The sequence below is a fragment of the Paeniclostridium hominis genome, from assembly GCF_014306135.1.
In the GTDB taxonomy this organism is placed as follows: domain Bacteria; phylum Bacillota; class Clostridia; order Peptostreptococcales; family Peptostreptococcaceae; genus Paraclostridium; species Paraclostridium hominis.
Map to the genome: position 1 here is coordinate 714,525 of NZ_JACRWD010000001.1, position 17,754 is coordinate 732,278.

Annotated in this window: 15 protein-coding genes; 11 read left to right on the forward strand and 4 right to left on the reverse strand. The window is 26.5% G+C overall.

What is annotated here, in order from left to right; all coding sequences use genetic code 11:
- Window positions 1–39 precede the first annotated feature (39 nt).
- Entirely contained in the window at window positions 40–1,320 is a 1,281-nt protein-coding gene (locus tag H8891_RS03435) for a methionine gamma-lyase family protein (RefSeq protein ID WP_187005196.1), read from the forward strand.
- A 22-nt stretch (window positions 1,321–1,342) separates the two neighbouring features.
- On the opposite strand, the gene H8891_RS03440 is transcribed toward H8891_RS03435, so the two are convergent.
- Entirely contained in the window at window positions 1,343–2,488 is a 1,146-nt protein-coding gene (locus H8891_RS03440) for a DEAD/DEAH box helicase (RefSeq protein ID WP_187005197.1), read from the reverse strand.
- A 160-nt stretch (window positions 2,489–2,648) separates the two neighbouring features.
- On the opposite strand from H8891_RS03440, the gene H8891_RS03445 reads away from it, so the two are divergent.
- Both H8891_RS03445 and H8891_RS03450 read left to right on the forward strand, forming a co-directional pair.
- Entirely contained in the window at window positions 2,649–3,047 is a 399-nt protein-coding gene (locus H8891_RS03445; protein ID WP_187005198.1) for a hypothetical protein, read from the forward strand.
- Between the two features lie 52 nt (window positions 3,048–3,099).
- Window positions 3,100–3,495 carry a hypothetical protein gene (locus tag H8891_RS03450; protein WP_187005199.1) on the forward strand — a complete coding sequence of 132 codons (396 nt, stop codon included), beginning with the start codon at window positions 3,100–3,102 and terminating at the stop codon, window positions 3,493–3,495.
- Between the two features lie 43 nt (window positions 3,496–3,538).
- Here H8891_RS03450 and H8891_RS03455 read toward each other — a convergent pair whose 3' ends face one another.
- Window positions 3,539–4,246 carry an N-acetylmuramoyl-L-alanine amidase gene (locus H8891_RS03455; RefSeq protein ID WP_187005200.1) on the reverse strand — a complete coding sequence of 236 codons (708 nt, stop codon included), beginning with the start codon at window positions 4,244–4,246 and terminating at the stop codon, window positions 3,539–3,541.
- A 115-nt stretch (window positions 4,247–4,361) separates the two neighbouring features.
- Complete coding sequence (locus tag H8891_RS03460) at window positions 4,362–4,895, reverse strand: TetR/AcrR family transcriptional regulator (protein WP_243207753.1); 534 nt, start codon at window positions 4,893–4,895, stop codon at window positions 4,362–4,364.
- A gap of 205 nt (window positions 4,896–5,100) precedes the next feature.
- Here H8891_RS03460 and H8891_RS03465 point away from each other — a divergent pair, with 205 nt between their 5' ends.
- Complete coding sequence (locus H8891_RS03465; RefSeq protein ID WP_187005201.1) at window positions 5,101–5,289, forward strand: ferredoxin; 189 nt, start codon at window positions 5,101–5,103, stop codon at window positions 5,287–5,289.
- A 180-nt stretch (window positions 5,290–5,469) separates the two neighbouring features.
- The gene (gene ebgA, locus H8891_RS03470) at window positions 5,470–8,556 is read left to right on the forward strand and encodes a beta-galactosidase subunit alpha (RefSeq protein WP_187005202.1); all 3,087 of its coding nucleotides are present in this window, start codon (window positions 5,470–5,472) and stop codon (window positions 8,554–8,556) included.
- Between the two features lie 26 nt (window positions 8,557–8,582).
- Here ebgA and H8891_RS03475 read toward each other — a convergent pair whose 3' ends face one another.
- Window positions 8,583–9,026, reverse strand: a complete 444-nt coding sequence (locus H8891_RS03475; RefSeq protein WP_187005203.1) for a MarR family winged helix-turn-helix transcriptional regulator — start codon at window positions 9,024–9,026, stop codon at window positions 8,583–8,585.
- A 155-nt stretch (window positions 9,027–9,181) separates the two neighbouring features.
- Between H8891_RS03475 and H8891_RS03480 the strand changes: the two genes are divergently transcribed.
- The 6 genes from H8891_RS03480 (at window position 9,182) to H8891_RS03505 (ending at window position 17,746) form a co-directional block, all read left to right on the forward strand.
- Window positions 9,182–11,386: an ABC transporter ATP-binding protein gene (locus H8891_RS03480; RefSeq protein ID WP_187005204.1), complete on the forward strand. Its 2,205-nt coding sequence runs from the start codon at window positions 9,182–9,184 to the stop codon at window positions 11,384–11,386.
- Window positions 11,379–13,238, forward strand: coding sequence for an ABC transporter ATP-binding protein (locus tag H8891_RS03485; protein WP_330604942.1), 1,860 nt, complete (start codon window positions 11,379–11,381; stop codon window positions 13,236–13,238). The genes H8891_RS03480 and H8891_RS03485 overlap by 8 nt, the downstream gene beginning before the upstream one ends.
- 104 nt (window positions 13,239–13,342) lie before the next feature.
- Window positions 13,343–13,546: a cold-shock protein CspD gene (gene cspD, locus H8891_RS03490; RefSeq protein ID WP_147544968.1), complete on the forward strand. Its 204-nt coding sequence runs from the start codon at window positions 13,343–13,345 to the stop codon at window positions 13,544–13,546.
- A 195-nt stretch (window positions 13,547–13,741) separates the two neighbouring features.
- A complete protein-coding gene (gene asnB, locus H8891_RS03495; protein ID WP_187005205.1) occupies window positions 13,742–15,580 on the forward strand; it encodes an asparagine synthase (glutamine-hydrolyzing) in 1,839 nt (612 codons plus the stop codon).
- Between the two features lie 19 nt (window positions 15,581–15,599).
- On the forward strand, window positions 15,600–16,289 hold the full coding sequence (locus H8891_RS03500) for a response regulator transcription factor (RefSeq protein ID WP_330604941.1): 690 nt from the start codon (window positions 15,600–15,602) through the stop codon (window positions 16,287–16,289).
- A gap of 2 nt (window positions 16,290–16,291) precedes the next feature.
- The gene (locus H8891_RS03505) at window positions 16,292–17,746 is read left to right on the forward strand and encodes a HAMP domain-containing sensor histidine kinase (RefSeq protein WP_187005206.1); all 1,455 of its coding nucleotides are present in this window, start codon (window positions 16,292–16,294) and stop codon (window positions 17,744–17,746) included.
- Window positions 17,747–17,754: the final 8 nt, after the last annotated feature.

A 17,754-nucleotide genomic window follows, 5' to 3' on the forward strand; every position in this document is an offset into this window, starting at 1 on the left:
TCAAATGTTAATTTAATACTATAAGAAACAGGTGATAAAATGCTTAATGAAACTAAAGATTTACTAAAAAATTTCTATGAATTAGATGATGAAATATTTAATCTGTCTAATGAAGTTATGGATGATATAAAAGACAGATTTGAAGAAATAAAAGAAGTAAGAGAATATAATCAATACAAAGTTTTAAAGGCCATGCAAGAAGCTAATTTAAGTGATAATCATTTTAACTGGACTACAGGGTATGGGTACAATGATATAGGCCGTGAAAAAATAGAAGAAATATACTCAAAAGTATTTAATACAGAAGATGCTATAGTAAGACCTATAATAGTTAATGGAACTCATGCTTTAACACTTTGTTTACAAGGTATAGTAAGACCTGGGGATGAAATTTTATCAGTTACAGGTAAACCGTATGATACATTAGAAGGTGTTATAGGGATAAGAGAAGAAAAAGGATCTTTAAAAGAGTTTGGAGTTACATATAATCAAGTTGACTTTTTAGAAAATGGAGAAGTTGATTTAAAAGGAATAAAAGAAAAAATAAATGATAAAACTAAATTAGTTATGATACAAAGATCTAAAGGGTATTCTTGGAGAAAATCTTTAACAATAGCTGATATAAAAGAAATTATAGATACTGTAAAAAATATAAAACCAGAAGTTATAGTAATGGTTGATAATTGTTATGGTGAGTTTATAGAAACTAAAGAACCAACAGATGTAGGTGCTGATATAATGGCAGGTTCATTAATAAAAAATCCAGGTGGAGGACTTGCTTTAACTGGTGGATATATAGTTGGGAAAAAAGAACTAGTAGAACTTATATCATATAGACTTACATCTCCAGGAATAGGGAAAGAATGTGGACTTACATTTGGAACTAGTAGAACAGTTTTACAAGGATTTTTTCTAGCACCATATATAGTTTCTCAAGCTTTAATGGGTGCAATATTCTGTTCTAGAATGTTTGAAAAATTAGGATATGATGTTCTTCCTAAATATGATGATTTAAGAAGTGATATAATACAATGTGTAAGATTAAATAATGCAGAAGAAGTTATAGCATTTTGTCAAGGAGTACAAGCAGCTGCACCAGTTGACTCATATGTAAAACCAGAGCCATGGGCTATGCCTGGATATGATAGTGAAGTTATAATGGCAGCAGGTGCATTTATACAAGGTTCATCTATAGAGTTAAGTGCAGATGCACCAATAAAGCCTCCATATAATGTTTATTTCCAAGGTGGACTTACATTTGAACACTCTAAAATGGGAACTTTAAAAGCATATCAACATATGAAAAAGAATAAAAAATAAAAACCCTCAATAAAGAGGGTTTTTATTTTTTAAAGTCTATTAACTTACCTTCAAATAAGTCTTTGTGTTTTATATTTATATTAAATTCTTTTGATAATACTCTTATAGCACCTAATTCTTTATGAGTGACTATAGATATTGTATCTCCTTTGTTATTTCCTCTAGCAGTTCTTCCGCATCTATGAATATACTCACTACTACTAACTGGGAAGTCTAAATTAAACACATGAGTCACATCTTTAATATCAAGTCCTCTAGCTGATAAGTCTGATGAAACTAAGACCTTAGCTTTACCTGTCTTAAATTTATATAAAGCATTTTTTCTATCTTCTTTAGTCATTTTTCCGTATATACAAACTGAGTTTCTATTATGAAAATTTAGTTTTTCATTTATAGTTTCTATGCTTTCTTCATTATTTACAAATACTATGGCTTTTTTAGGATTTACAGCAGCTAATGATTTTCTAAGAAGTTTAAATTTATCTCTTTTATCAACCAATAAATACATATGATTTATATTTTTATTAACTATTGTATTAGGTGTAGTATTTAATACTTTAGGATCTTTCATTATTTCTTTTAATGTATCAATGCATTTAGAATTAGTACTAGCAGAAAATGCTAATAATTGTCTATCTCTTAGAGTACATTTAATGATATCTTTAACAGTATTTGTATTTTTTCCAACAAGTAAATTATCTGCTTCATCTAAAACTATAGTTTTCACAGTATGTACCTTTAATTTTCTCTGTTTTATTAAATCAAGTATTCTTCCAGTAGTACCAACTACTATATGAGGTTTAATATCTTTTATATTTTTTATTTGTTTTTGTATATTAACTTCACCCATTAAAGGTAATGTAGTAACATTCATGTTAGAATTTTGAGAAAGTAACTTAACTTGACTTACTATTTGCATAACAAGTTCATGTGTTGGAGCTAAAACAATAACTTGAGTTTCTCTTTTAGTAGTATCTATTTTTTCAAATAAAGGAAGTAAATAAGCTAGAGTTTTACCACTTCCTGTTTGGGATTGTACTATTAAATCTTTATGATTTTTTATATCTTCAAAAACAAGAGATTGGACTTTATTTAAATTGTTTATGCCTTGTTTTTGTAATGCTTTAACTAAATTTGAATCTAAATTTATGTCTTTAAGTTTGTTCATTTTTTACTCCTTTTTTATATATTATTACTAAATTAGATTTATAGTATAACACTAAATCAGATATAATTCAAAAGTATTAATAAAGAGTAAATAAATTTGAATTATTATATAAAGTTGTACTATAATATACTTTATGAAATTTAAAAAGGAGCATAAGCGTATGGGCAACAAAGGTGATGAAATTTTATTAAAATTAATTTTATGGAGAGAGGTTTTATATATACCTATATATACTATATTATACGATTATTTAGGTCATATATTTTGGATAGTAGTAATAATAGATCGTTTCATAAACTTATTGATAATAGCTAAAAATATAAACATAGATGAATTATTTGATAACCTTTTAAAATCATATGAAGATATAGATGATAAGTTTAGTGATTTAGCTAAACTAGGGTTATTTACTATAGTAACTACGCCTATACTATACATATTAACACTTATAAACAAACCAAAATTATTTTTAATACTTATAGTTTTAGAAGCATCTGATTTTATAGTGTTAAAATTAATAGAGAAAGATTTTAAATTTAAACAAAAAAAATACAAATAATAACTATTAAACTACAAACAATAAAGATAAATTTATCTTTAGAGGTGAAAGTATGTTTAAATTTATAAAAATATTTATAGTAAGTATGGTTATAATAGTAATATTTAGTATAAATATAAATTCACTTGATTATTATGATTTATATTTTGAAAAAATAAGTGAAAATATAGTAAAAGGGAATTATGAAACTTTACATGATAATATTAAATATAAAACTAATTATAATTTAGTACTATCAAAAGATGAAATAGACTTAATAAATTATAATGTCAAGATTAATTTAAATGGATATAAAAAAGTAAGTGAAGAAGATGCACTTAACAAATCAAAGACAAAAGTAAGACCAGTGTATAAAAAGATAAAAGGGAATATTATAAAAGATTATAAAATTTGGAATCAAAGAAAACAAATAATAATACAAGTTCCTATAGATATAGAATTTATATAAAAAGCCAAAGGGTATCTAATTAGATACCCTTTTCATATTAAAATTATTTTTTTACAAATACATCTATAAATACATCATTATAACCTTTGGATTTTAAGGATTCAACCATTTCTTCTGCATAAATTCGGTTATTAAAAGAACCACAAACTACTCTATAAAATGTATTTGAGTTTTCAACTGGAACATTTGATTTCTCTGAGGGAACAGGATTTGAAGAATCATATTTTACACCTAAGTAATTACATATACCTCTTGCAATTGCGACTGCAAATTCATTTTGATTTTCTTTTAATAATTTAGCGTCTAATTCATTGTCGATAAATGCAAGTTCTACTAAGCAAGAACGCATATTACTGTTTCTTAAAACATGGAAATTAGCAGTTTTAACTCCTCTATTTTGAGTGTAGGACTTAGATTTTAATATTTCATCATGAATATAACTTGCTAAATCATTAGTTTTAGTTGTGTAACTATATGTTTCTAAACCTTTAGAATTACCATCAAATGAGTTACAGTGTATAGCAATATAACAATCTGCATCCCATTTATTAGCAGCATTAGTTCTAGAATCTAGTGAAAGTGTAGAATCATTATCTCTACTTAATAAAACATCTAAACCTTGAACTTTTAGTAAATTGAACACTTTTTTTGAAACAGCTAAGTTTATATTTTTTTCTAATAGATTATTAACTCCAGAAGCTCCATTATCGTTGCCACCATGACCTGGATCTATAAAAACTTTTTTAGCCATATTAACCTCCATAAAACATATTTGTACTTTAGGTACTACATATAATATGAAAATAATAAAAAGTTTGTTCGAGAAATTAAGACAAAAAAACCCTAAATACATATTTAGAGTTTTTTTAATACCAATGATTTACTAAAAATGAAGCTATATTTTCAAAAGGGATTTTTTCAGTTTTAAGAAGGCTTTGAACTACTAATCCATCGACTATAGAGACTAATAAAAAAGACAATGAATCTGAATTTTTAGCATTTGTTTTTTCTATTTCTGACTTTAAGGTATCTCTCCATTTTATATAATTATTTCGTATTCTATGTCTAAGATCTTCATTAGAAGTTATAGCTTCACAAAGAATATACATATGTATTCTACCTCTTCCGCCTATGGTAGATATTTTATCCATTATTGAACTGATTAAGTCTTCCTTTGAATGAGTAGATTCGATATTTTGAACACAGTCTAATACTGAACTAGTTATTACAGATAAATGCATATCAGCGATATCATATATTAAATCATTTTTTGAAGAGTAATAATAATAGAGTGTACCTTTGCTTATGCCTACAAATTTAGATATATCGGCAAGACTTGTATTTTTAATTCCGTTTTTAGTTATAAGTTCAGATGCAGCTAATAAAATAGTTTGTTTCATATTATTTGATTGCTTCATATAATTTACCTTTCCTTATAATACCTTTAAATTAAGTAATATTATAATATTATGTAAATTTATTGTCAATTAATCTAAATAGTGTGTATAGAAATGCTAAAAATATTTTATGTTTAAAACTAACTATTTTGAGGTAAATAATAAATATATTAAAAATAATTGACTAAAAATTTTGGAGGAACTAAAGATGAAAGCATTTGTAGATAAAAATATATGTATCGGATGTGGAGCATGTGCAGGAATATGCCCAGAAGTATTTGAAATGGATGATGATGGATTAGCAGTTGCTGTAGATACAGAAATATCAGCTGAATTAGAAGAAAGTGCAGTAGAAGCACAAGAAGGATGTCCTGTAAGTGCTATAACAGTAGAATAGATATATAAAACATAATAAGAGTGTCTATAAGTAAAACTTATAGACATTTTTTTTTACAAAAAATATAAGTTTAGAAAAAAATGAACTTATATGAAGGTTATATCAAATTAATATATAAATTAAATAGAAATAATATTATAAACATATAGATAAATTTTATTAGTAGTTAGGGGGATTTAAATGAAATTGTGGGAGAATATACATATAGATGGAATTAATAGATTAGAATCAAGGGCTCATTTTTTAAGTTTTCCATCAAAGGAGTTAGCTTTAATAGGAGATAAAAAATATACTTACAATTTTAAAAGTTTAAATGGAAATTGGAAATTTTTGTTTTTAGGCGCGCCAGAATATTCACCAAAAGATTTTTATAAAGAAGATTTTAATACAGATTCATGGGATGAAATTGTAGTGCCTGGTAATTGGCAACTACAAGGATATGGTAACATGCATTATTCAGATCTTTGTTATAATTTTCCTATAAACCCTCCATATGTTCCGACTGAAAATCCAACAGGTATATATAAAAGGAAATTTAATATAGATAAATCTTGGATGAATGAAAGAATAATTATTAAATTTAATGGAGTAGATTCGGCGTATAATGTATGGATAAATGGGAAAGAAGTAGGATACAGTAAAGGAGCTAGGATACAGTCTGAATTTGATATTAATAATTATATTAGACTTGGAGAAAATGAATGTACTGTAAGAGTTTATCAGTGGAGTGATGGAACTTACTTAGAAGATCAAGATATGTGGTGGTTAAGTGGAATATTTAGAGATGTAGAAATTTTTACAGAACCTTTATATGGAATTGAAGATTTAACTATAAATACAGAGTTAGATGATAGTTATGAAGATGCAATATTAAATGTAAATCTAAAATTTAGAATGTTTGACAGTCAAAATTTAGAATTTGAATTATTAGATAAAAATAAAAATACTGTTTTTAAAGATATTTTAGATACAAAAAATAAATTAAGTTTTAGTAAAATCGTTAAAAATCCATTGAAATGGACAGCTGAAGATCCGAATTTATATACATTAATTATAAGTGTATATGATAAAAATAAAAAATTAATTCAAGTTATACCTCAAAAAGTTGGATTTAGGAAAATAGAGATAAAAGGCGAAGTATTTACTGTAAATGGAGTTATAATTAAACTTAAAGGAGTTAATAGGCATGATTACAACCCTAAAAATGGAAGGGTTGTAGCTAAAGATGAGATTGAAAAAGATATAATATTAATGAAGCAACATAATATAAATGCTATAAGAACATCACATTACCCAAATTCTGAGTATTTTTATGAATTATGTGATGAATATGGAATGTATGTAATAGATGAAGCTGACTTAGAGTGTCATGGTTTTGAATTAACAGATAATTACTCTTGGATAAGTGATGATAAAAATTGGGAGCTAGCTTATGTAAGTAGAATTGAACGTATGATTAAAAGAGATAAAAATCATCCTTGTATATTGATGTGGTCACTTGGAAATGAATCATCTTTTGGATGTAATTTTAGGTCTATGGCAAAAAAGTGCAAAGAACTAGATCCTACCAGAATAATACACTATGAAGGCGATTTTAAAATAGATGATAAATGCGGTCCAGTATCTGAGGTTTATAGTACTATGTACACTTGGATAGAACATGAAGATAATAAATTAATGGACAAGATAATAAATGATATAAAAAAACCACACATACTATGTGAATATGCACATGCAATGGGAAATGGACCAGGTAATTTAAAAGAATATCAAAATTTATTTTATAAATATGATAAGTTACAAGGTGGATTTGTATGGGAATGGTTTGATCATGGTATACAAAGTGTAAATGAGAAAGGAGAAATTTACTATAAATATGGTGGAGATTTTAACGATGATCCAAACAACACAAATTTTTGTATAGATGGGCTTTTAATGCCAGATAGAAGTATATCACCAGGGCTTTTAGAATATAAAAAGGTAATAGAGCCTGTAGAAACTATTAGTATAGATTTAGAAAATGGAATAATTAAAGTTATAAATAGATATGATTTTAAAAATTTAAATACACTAGATTTAATATACAATATAAAAGAAGATAATAAAGTCATAAAAAGTGGTAGATTGAGTATGCCTGATATTCCAGGAAAAAAATCTAAACAAATAAAAATACCTTATAATTTAGATTTTAAGAAAATTAGTGGAGCAACTTACTATTTAAATATATCTTATGTATTAAAAAATGATTTGAATTGGGCAAAGGCTAATTATGAATTAGCAACAGCTCAATTTGAATTGCCTATAAAAATAGAAAAATTAAAAATATATCCAAATTCAAGTTTAGAAATAATTAAAGATAATTATAAATTAATAGCAAAAGGGGACGAATTTAAAGTTGTATTTGATCTGGTAAAAGGAAATATTATAGAAATTGTCAAAGATAATTATAAAATAGTTGAGAAAGGTCCAAAGCTTAATTTTTGGAGAGCACCCATAGACAATGACATGCATATATTAAAAGATTATAAAGAAAAATATTTTATGCACTTAATGCATGAAGTTGTAAGAGATGTTAAATACAGTGTAAAAAATAATGTATTGACATTTAATGTAGATGTTATAAATGGTACAACGAACTCATCTTGGCATTATAAATCTAAATATGAATATAAAGTATTTGGAAGTGGAGATATATTAATTAAAGTTAGTGGTATACCTAGTGGTAAAATAGAAAATGCACCTAATATGATACCTAGAATAGGTGTAAAAATGAATATAAATAAAGATTTAGAAATCGTAACGTATAAAGGAAGAGGTCCAGGAGAATCATATCCTGATAGTAAAGAAGCTAATTTATTTGGAGTATATGAAAGTAATATAGATAAGTTATTTACAAATTATGTAAAGCCTCAAGAAAATGGAAATAGAAGTGACTGTTCATGGGTTAGTTTAAGAAATGATAGAGGAATAAGTCTTATGGCTGTAGCTAATGATAAGTTTGACTTTAGTGCATCTTATTATGAATCAAATGATTTAGAGTATGCTAAGCACACTATAGATTTAGTAAAAAGAGATTATATAGTATTAAATATAGATTATAAACAAAATGGACTTGGAAGTAATTCTTGTGGGCAATGGCAATTAGATAAATACAGATGCAAATTTGAAGAATTTAGTTTAGAGTTTAGGCTTAGTATATTTAATAACAAAGAAGTTAGCGAAGTAAGCTTAGGAAGAGAAATAATTAAAACACATTCAATAAAATAAAAAGAGAACTCATATGAGTTCTCTTTTTATTTTATTTTTGATATTATCTTTGCAAGATTAGAAACTAAATCTTCCATTGAAACTAAATCTTCATCTGAAAGTGTCATCAATTTAGATAAAAGTATATCTTTAAGTCTTTTTTTATGCTCTACAGCCATATCATGAGCTTTTTGAGTTAAATCTATTCTAACTATTCTTCTATCATTAGGATCTTCTTTTCTGTATACTAAACCTTCACTTAAAAGCTTGTCTATAACAGGTGTCATATTAGGTTTTGAAATTTCAAGTTTAGAAGCTATATCAGATATAGAAGATGAACCATTATTAAAAAGATGGAATATAACCTTTACATGAGATTGAGGAAGGGGAGAACATCTAACCATTTTATCTTGATTAAAAACTTTGCTATTTAATTGCATTAGTAAAGTGAATAAGTCATCCGATATCTTAGTTAAATCTATATTACTCATACAAAAAAACTCCTTTGAATATATAATTATATTATTATTATAAACTAAAATAATGCTTTATACAATTTAAAAAAGTTATTGACTTATAATTATTATAAAAATATAATTATTATAAAAACATAACTAATTAATATCAAAAAGGGAGAACGAGCAAAATGATTAAGTTAATTAAACATTTAAGAAACTCAATAGGCTCAGTGTTGCTTATTATCGTGCTTTTAGCGATTCAGGCCACATGCGACCTATCTTTACCAGATTATACATCTGATATAGTAAATGTTGGTATACAACAAAGTGGAATAAAAAATGCAGTTCCAAAAGTTATAAGAGAAAGTGAAATGAACAAAATTACTATGTTTATGAGCGAAAAAGATAAAAATGAAGTAATGAGAAATTATAAATTACTAAATAAAGGCGAATATAAAGATAGTAAAATTAACGAAAAACTTTATGAACTTAACACTAAAAATAAGGAAGTAATTAATAAATTAGATCCTATAATGGGAAAATCAATGTTAATGCTTTCTGGTGTTGAGCAAAATAAAGAACAAATATTAAAAAAGATGATGCCACCAGGAGTACCAGTGGATCCTAACACAAATATAATATCAGTACTAAAAGCAATGCCTGCTAAAACTTTAGATCAAATGAAATCAGGATTTGAGGAAAAAGTTGATAAAATGCCAGAGAGCATGATAAGTCAAAGTGCAATTAGATATGTAAAAGCTGAATATAAAGCTATTGGTATTAATGTAAATAAATTACAGACAAATTATATATTTAAAACTGGAGCAATAATGCTAGGAATAGCTCTTATAAGTATGGTAGCTACAGTTGCAGTAGGATATTTAGGGGCTAGAGTAGCAGCAAAACTTGGTAGAAATTTAAGAAAGCAAGTATTTGAAAAAGTTGTATCATTTTCAAATAAAGAAATGGATGAATTCTCTACAGCGTCTTTAATAACTCGTAGTACTAATGATATTCAACAAGTACAAATGCTTATGGTAATGTTACTTAGAATAGTATTTTATGCACCGATACTTGCTATAGGTGGAGTTATAAAGGTATTAAATACAAATACATCAATGGCATGGATAATCGGAGTAGCAGTTCTTGCAATAGTATCTGTAGTACTGCTTTTATTTGGATTAGTTATGCCTAAGTTTAAATCTGTACAAAAACTTGTAGATAGAGTTAACTTAGTAACTCGTGAGATGCTTACTGGAATGTTAGTAATAAGAGCATTTAGCACAGAAAAACATGAAGAAAAAAGATTTGACAAAGCAAATACTGATTTAATGAAAACCAATTTATTTGTAAATAGAGCAATGTCTATGATGATGCCGACTATGATGCTTATAATGAATGTTATTACTGTTGTCATTGTTTGGAATGGTGGTCATAGTATAGATTCAGGAAATATGCAAGTTGGAGATATGATGGCATTTATACAATATACTATGCAAATCATAATGGCATTTTTACTTATATCAATGGTATCAGTAATGTTACCACGTGCAGTTGTTTCTATGGATCGTATAGATGAGGTAATAAATACTGATTTATCTATAAAAGATAAAAAAGATGCAAAAGAATTTAATGAAAATAAAAAAGGTATAGTTGAATTTAAAAACGTAAGTTTTAGATACCCAAATGCAGAAGAAGATGTTTTAAGTAATATAACATTTACAGCTAGACCAGGAAAAACTACTGCATTTATAGGTAGTACGGGTTCAGGTAAATCTACACTTATAAATTTAATTCCTCGTTTTTATGATGTAACAGAAGGTGAAATATTAGTAGATGGAATAAATGTTAAAGATGCAAATCAACATAAACTAAGAGAAAAAATAGGATATGTTCCTCAAAAAGGAGTTTTATTCTCTGGAACAATAGATTCCAACTTAAGATATGGTAGAAAAGATGCAACTGAAGAAGAAATTAAAAAAGCAGCTGAAATAGCTCAAGCAAGTGAATTTATAAATGTTAAGCCTAAAGGTTTTGAAAGTGAAATAGCCCAAGGCGGAACAAATGTATCAGGAGGTCAAAAACAAAGACTTTCTATAGCTAGAGCTATAGCTAAAAATCCTGAAATATATATATTTGATGATAGTTTCTCTGCACTAGATTTAAAAACTGATGCAGCACTTAGAAAATCTTTAAGAGAAGAAACAGGAAATTCAACAGTACTTATTGTTGCTCAAAGAATAAGTACTATATTAAATGCAGATCAAATTATAGTTTTAGACCAAGGTAAGGTTGTTGGAATAGGAAAACATGAAGAGCTTCTTAAAACTTGTGAAGTATACAATGAGATAGCCCTATCACAACTTTCAAAGGAGGAACTTGCAAATGGGTAATGAAAGCAAAAGCATGCCAAAAGGTCGAAGCGGTGGACCTATGGGTGGTATGAGAGGAACAGAAAAAGCAAAAGATTTTAAAGGCACTATGAAAAAACTTTTTGATTATCTAAAGCCTTATAGATTATCGATACTAATAGTTATAGTATTTGCAATAGGAAGTTCTGCGTTTTCAATAGTAGGGCCTAAGATTTTAGGAAATGCTACTACTGAATTATTTGAAGGAATAGTAAGAAAAATTAGTGGAGAAGGAAATGGCGGAATTAACTTTAACTATATAGGTAAGGTACTTACAGGGTTACTAGTACTTTATGTAGTTAGTGCACTTTTCTCATATGTTCAATCATTTATAACATCTGGTATATCACAAAAAGTATCTTATAGATTAAGAAAAGAAATATCAGAAAAAATAAATCGTATGCCACTTAATTACTTTGATAAAAGAACTCATGGAGAAGTTTTATCTAGAATAACAAATGATATAGACACATTAAGCCAAAACTTAAATCAAACGATGACTCAGATAATAACATCAGTAACTACTGTAATAGGAGTTCTTATAATGATGTTATCTATAAGTTGGCAAATGACTATAGTGTCATTATTAGTGCTTCCTATGTCAATGATAATAATTTCATTTATTATTAAAAAATCTCAAAAACACTTTAAATCTCAACAAGAATATTTAGGGCATGTAAATGGGCAAGTAGAAGAGATATATGGTGGACATAATATAGTAAAAGCTTTTAACGGAGAAAATGCAGCAATAAATGAATTTAATCAATTAAATGATCAATTATATAATTCAGCTTGGAAGTCACAATTTTTATCAGGTATGATGATGCCGATGATGACATTTATAGGAAATATAGGATATGTTTTAGTATCTATATTAGGGGGATATTTTACAATTAAAAAAACTATAGAAGTTGGAGATATATTATCTTTTATACAATATGTAAGAAGCTTTAACCAACCAATAGCACAAGCTGCTCAAGTTGCTAATATTATGCAATCTATGGCAGCAGCTGCGGAAAGAGCATTTGAGTTTTTAGATGAGGAAGAAGAAGTACAAAATATTGATAAACCTGTAAGTGTTGAAAATATTAAAGGTGATGTAAGTTTTGAAAATGTGAAATTTGGATATAGTGAAGATAAAATTATAATAAATGATTTTACAACTAATATTAAAGCAGGGCAAAAAGTAGCAATAGTAGGTCCAACAGGTGCAGGAAAAACTACTATAGTTAAACTATTAATGCGTTTTTATGATGTAAATGACGGAGATATATTAATAGATGGAAACAATATAAAAGATTTTAATAGAAGTGATTTACGTAGCTTATTTGGTATGGTGTTACAAGATACTTGGTTATTTAATGGAAGTATAATGGAAAATATAAGATATTCAAAACTTGATGCAAGTGATGAGGAAGTTATAGAAGCAGCTAAATCTGCACATGTTCATCACTTTGTAAAAACTCTTCCAGATGGGTACAATATGCAGTTAAATGAAGAGGCTAGTAATGTATCTCAAGGTCAAAAGCAACTTTTAACTATTGCCCGTGCAATTTTAGCAGATCCTAAGATACTTATACTTGATGAAGCTACAAGTTCAGTTGATACTCGTACAGAAGTTCTTATACAAAAAGCTATGGAAAATCTTATGGAAGGTAGAACAAGCTTTATAATAGCACATAGACTTTCAACTATAAGAGATGCAGATTTAATATTAGTAATGAAAGATGGAGATATAGTAGAACAAGGTAGTCATGAAGAGTTATTAAAAGATGGAGGATTTTATGCATCTTTATATAATAGCCAATTTGAAGAAAGTGAAGAAGTTTGTTAAAAAATAGCAGATAAAAATATTGTAATGTAGATATAAGTGTGTTACACTAAATTTAACATTAATAAATGTTAAATTTAGTAACAAGGTTTTAGGAGGATTCCGAAATGATGAATGGAATAGTTAAATGGTTCAACAATGAGAAAGGGTTTGGATTTATATCTGTAGAAGGTGGAGATGATGTATTCGTACATTTCTCAGCTATACAAAAAGAAGGATTCAAATCTTTAGAAGAAGGTCAAACAGTTAACTTTGAAATAGTTGAAGGAGCAAGAGGACCTCAAGCTGCTAACGTAACTATAGCAGAATAATTGAGTTTATATATAAAACACAATTAAGAAATAAAACTAGAGAATATTCTCTAGTTTTTTTATTGAAAGTATTTGTTTTTTCATTATTGTTACATTTATGTGACGATTTTGTTACACAATTATGATAGAATTAATTTAGGGTATAAACGAGAAAAAAGTAGAATTACGGATATTTACGACAAAAGGAGATAGTTTATGTGTGGGCACGTATTTATATACAATAAAAAAGGAAAAGTAGATAAAAATTTATTAGAGGAAATGAATCAAAAAATACATCATAGAGGACCAGATGATACGGGGTATTTTGTAAAAGATAATGTAGGATTTGGATTTAAAAGATTAAGTATAATAGATTTAGCTCATGGGCATCAGCCATTTAATAAAAAAGAAAGAACTATAATATTTAATGGGGAAATATACAATCACGAGTCATTAAGAGAAGATCTTATAAAAAAAGGATATGAATTTTCAACAGGTTCAGATACTGAGGTTTTATTAACTTCATATATAGAAAATGGTAAAAATGCAGTTAAAGACTTAAGAGGTATGTTTGCATTTGTAATATATGATGAGACTACAAACACTATATTTGGAGCAAGAGACCATTTTGGTATAAAACCGTTATACTATACTGAAAATGAAGATTATATAGCATTTTCTTCTGAATATAAAGCATTAATGCCAATAGTAAAAGATAAAAGTGTAGACAATAAGAGTTTACAAAATTATTTATCTTTCCAATATGTTCCAAATTATAAAACTATGATGGAAAGTATAAAAAAAGTTCCTAATGGTACTTGCTTTACTATAGAAAATAATAAAATAAAATTTGAAAAGTACTTTGAAGCTAATTTTACAAATAAAAGAGAAGTTACAAAAGAAGATGTATACAATATATTAAATGATTCTGTAAAGCATCATATGATATCTAATGTTGAAGTTGGTACATTTTTATCAGGAGGTATCGATTCAACTATAATAGCTAGTTTAGCATCTAAAATAAATCCTAAAATAAAATCTTTCTCTGTAGGATTTGAAGTAGATGGATATAATGAATTAAAAGTAGCTAAAAAAACAGCAGATGCATTAAATATAGAAAACATACAAATAAGAGTAACGCAAAAAGATTATATAAAAGCATTACCTCAAGTTATATATAACTTAGATGATCCATTAGCAGATCCATCTTGTGTAGGTATATATTTCTTATCAAAAGAAGCTAGAAAACATGTAACTGTTGTTTTATCTGGAGAAGGTGCAGATGAATTTTTCGCAGGATACAATATATATAAAGAATATAATAGTGTTAAACCATTTTTAGGATTACCTTCTGGAATGAATCGTGCTTTAAATAAAATATTTGCAAAAATGCCAGAATTAAGAGGTAAAAACTATTTATTAAGAGCAACAACTCCGTTAGAGAAAAGATATATAGGAAATGCTAAAATATTTGAAAATAAAGAAGTTAAGAATATAATCCATAGTTATGATGAAAATAATACATATAGCAATTTATTAAAACCACTATATGCAGATTGCAAAAAGAAAAACTATGATTATGTAACAACAATGCAAGATATTGATATAAACACTTGGTTAGAAGGCGACATTTTATTAAAAGGAGATAAAATGTCAATGGCATCATCTATAGAACTTAGAGTTCCATTTTTAGATAAAGAAGTATTTGAAGTTGCTAAAAATTTAAGATTAGATCAAAAAATAAGCAGTAAAAATACAAAAGTTCTATTAAGAGAAGCTTTTAAAGATATTGTACCACCTCATATGGTAGAAAAGAAAAAATTAGGATTCCCTACACCTATAAGAGTATGGTTAAAAGATGACTTAGGAAAATATGTAAGAAATGTTATAAATACATCAAAAACAGATGATATTATAAACAAGGAATATGCTATAAATTTACTAGATGAACATATAAGAGGAGATAAAGATAACTCAAGAAAAGTTTGGACAATATTTGTATTCTGTTTATGGCATCAAATATTTATAGAAGGAATTAGTGTAGATTCTTTATAAATGAAAGAAGGATATAAAAGTGAAAAGAATATTAATAGTTGAAGATGAAGAAAATATATCAGATATACTTTCATATTCTTTAAAAAAAGAAGGGTATGAAACTAAAATTGCAGATACAGGTAAAAAAGCACTTGAATTAATTTCAAGTTTTAAACCTAACTTAATAATACTAGATTTAATGCTACCTGATATGAATGGACTTGATATATGCAAAGATATTACAACTATGTATTCTATACCTATAATAATGCTAACTGCAAAATCAGATACTATAGACAAAGTTTTAGGTTTAGAATTAGGAGCAGATGATTATATAACAAAGCCCTTTAACATAAGGGAAGTAATAGCAAGAGTTAAATCTATATTTAGAAGAATAAATTTATTATCGGATAATATTAAAACTGATATAGAGATAGTAAAGTTAGATAATGGTTTAGAAGTGAATAAAAAAGAAATGAAAGTAAGAGTAGATAATGAAATTATACATTTAACTAGTAAAGAATATGAACTCCTTTTATATTTTGTTGATAACATAAACACAGTACTAACAAGAGCCCAATTACTTGATAATATATGGGGAATAAGTTTTGAATGTGAAAGTAGGACGGTAGATACACATATTCAAAGGCTTAGAAAAAAGCTTGGAAAGTATAATTGTATAGAAACAGTAATAGGAACAGGCTATAAATTGTCTAGTAATAAAATATAAATATGAATAAATCCATAACTAACAAAATTATGATGTTTTTCTTGGTTATAATATTCTTTGTTATATTTTCTATAGTAATGTATAGTAATTCTTCGCTTAATAAAATAGTAGAATATTTAATAGACAATGAAATAAAAGAAACTACAAAAAGTATAAATTTATATTTAGATCAATATTTTAAGTTAAATAAGATGGAATTTAATAAAGTTGCTTTTGTTGCAGAAAGCAATGATATATCTAGGGATTTAACTTATAGATTGGATAAAACTGTATATATATATAATAATAGATGCCGATTGGTATATCCAAAAGCAGGAAAACATAAAATTCCTAAATTAACTAAAGATGTAAATAATGCTAGAAATGGAGAACTATCATACACTATAGAGTATAAAGACGATAAAGCGTTAGTTTATGTTTCTTACCCTATTTTAAAAGATGATAAGTTTATAGGTATGATAAGATTTGTAAGTGATTATACTCCATTTTTTGAACAAACTAAATCATTTGTTAGAAAAATATTAGTATTTTCTATAATTATATTTGCTGTAAGCATCATTATTGCATATATAATATCAAAGCAAATAACTATGCCTATAAAAAAATTAGCAAATAAAACTAAAGAAATTACAAATGGAAATTTTGATGTTGATATAAATATAAAGTCTGAAGATGAATTAGGAATACTTGCTTCGGATTTTAATAATATGGTAGAAACTATAAAGATGCAGATAAAAACTATAGAAAATGATAGAGATAATTTACGTGAATTATCAGAAAAGCAAAAGAAATTTTTTGATAATGTTACACATGAATTAAAAACTCCTATGACTACCATAATTGGATATAGTGAAATAATAAAAGATAATCAATTTAGTGATGAAGAATTTTTTAATAAAGGTATAAATAGAATAATATCAGAATCTAATAGATTAAATAGAATGATAGTTCAATTATTAGATATATCAAAAAATACTAATAAGGATTTTGATTATGAACTAAAAAAATTAAATTTATCTAATATTATTATAAATATGTGCGAAGATATGACTCACAAAGCCAAAAAGTATAATATGAGTATAGATGTAGATGTAGAAGAAAAGATAAAAATAATAGCAAATGAAGATAAAATAAAAGAAATTATAATAAATTTAATAGATAATTCTATAAAGTATGGACAGGTAAACTCTACTATATATGTTAGGGCTCATGTAAATAGTAAGTATGTTGATATTTCTGTCACAGATAGTGGTGAGGGAATTGAAGAAAATGAAATAGCCAATATATTATCACCTTTTTATAGAGTATCTAAAAGTGAATCAAGAGAATTAGGTAGCACTGGTTTAGGTCTTGCTATTGTAAAATCTATAGTAGATAGTTACAATGGCAAGATAGATATAAAAAGTGAAGTTAATAAAGGAACTAAAGTTTCTATAAAACTTCCTACAATAAGTTAAGGAGATAT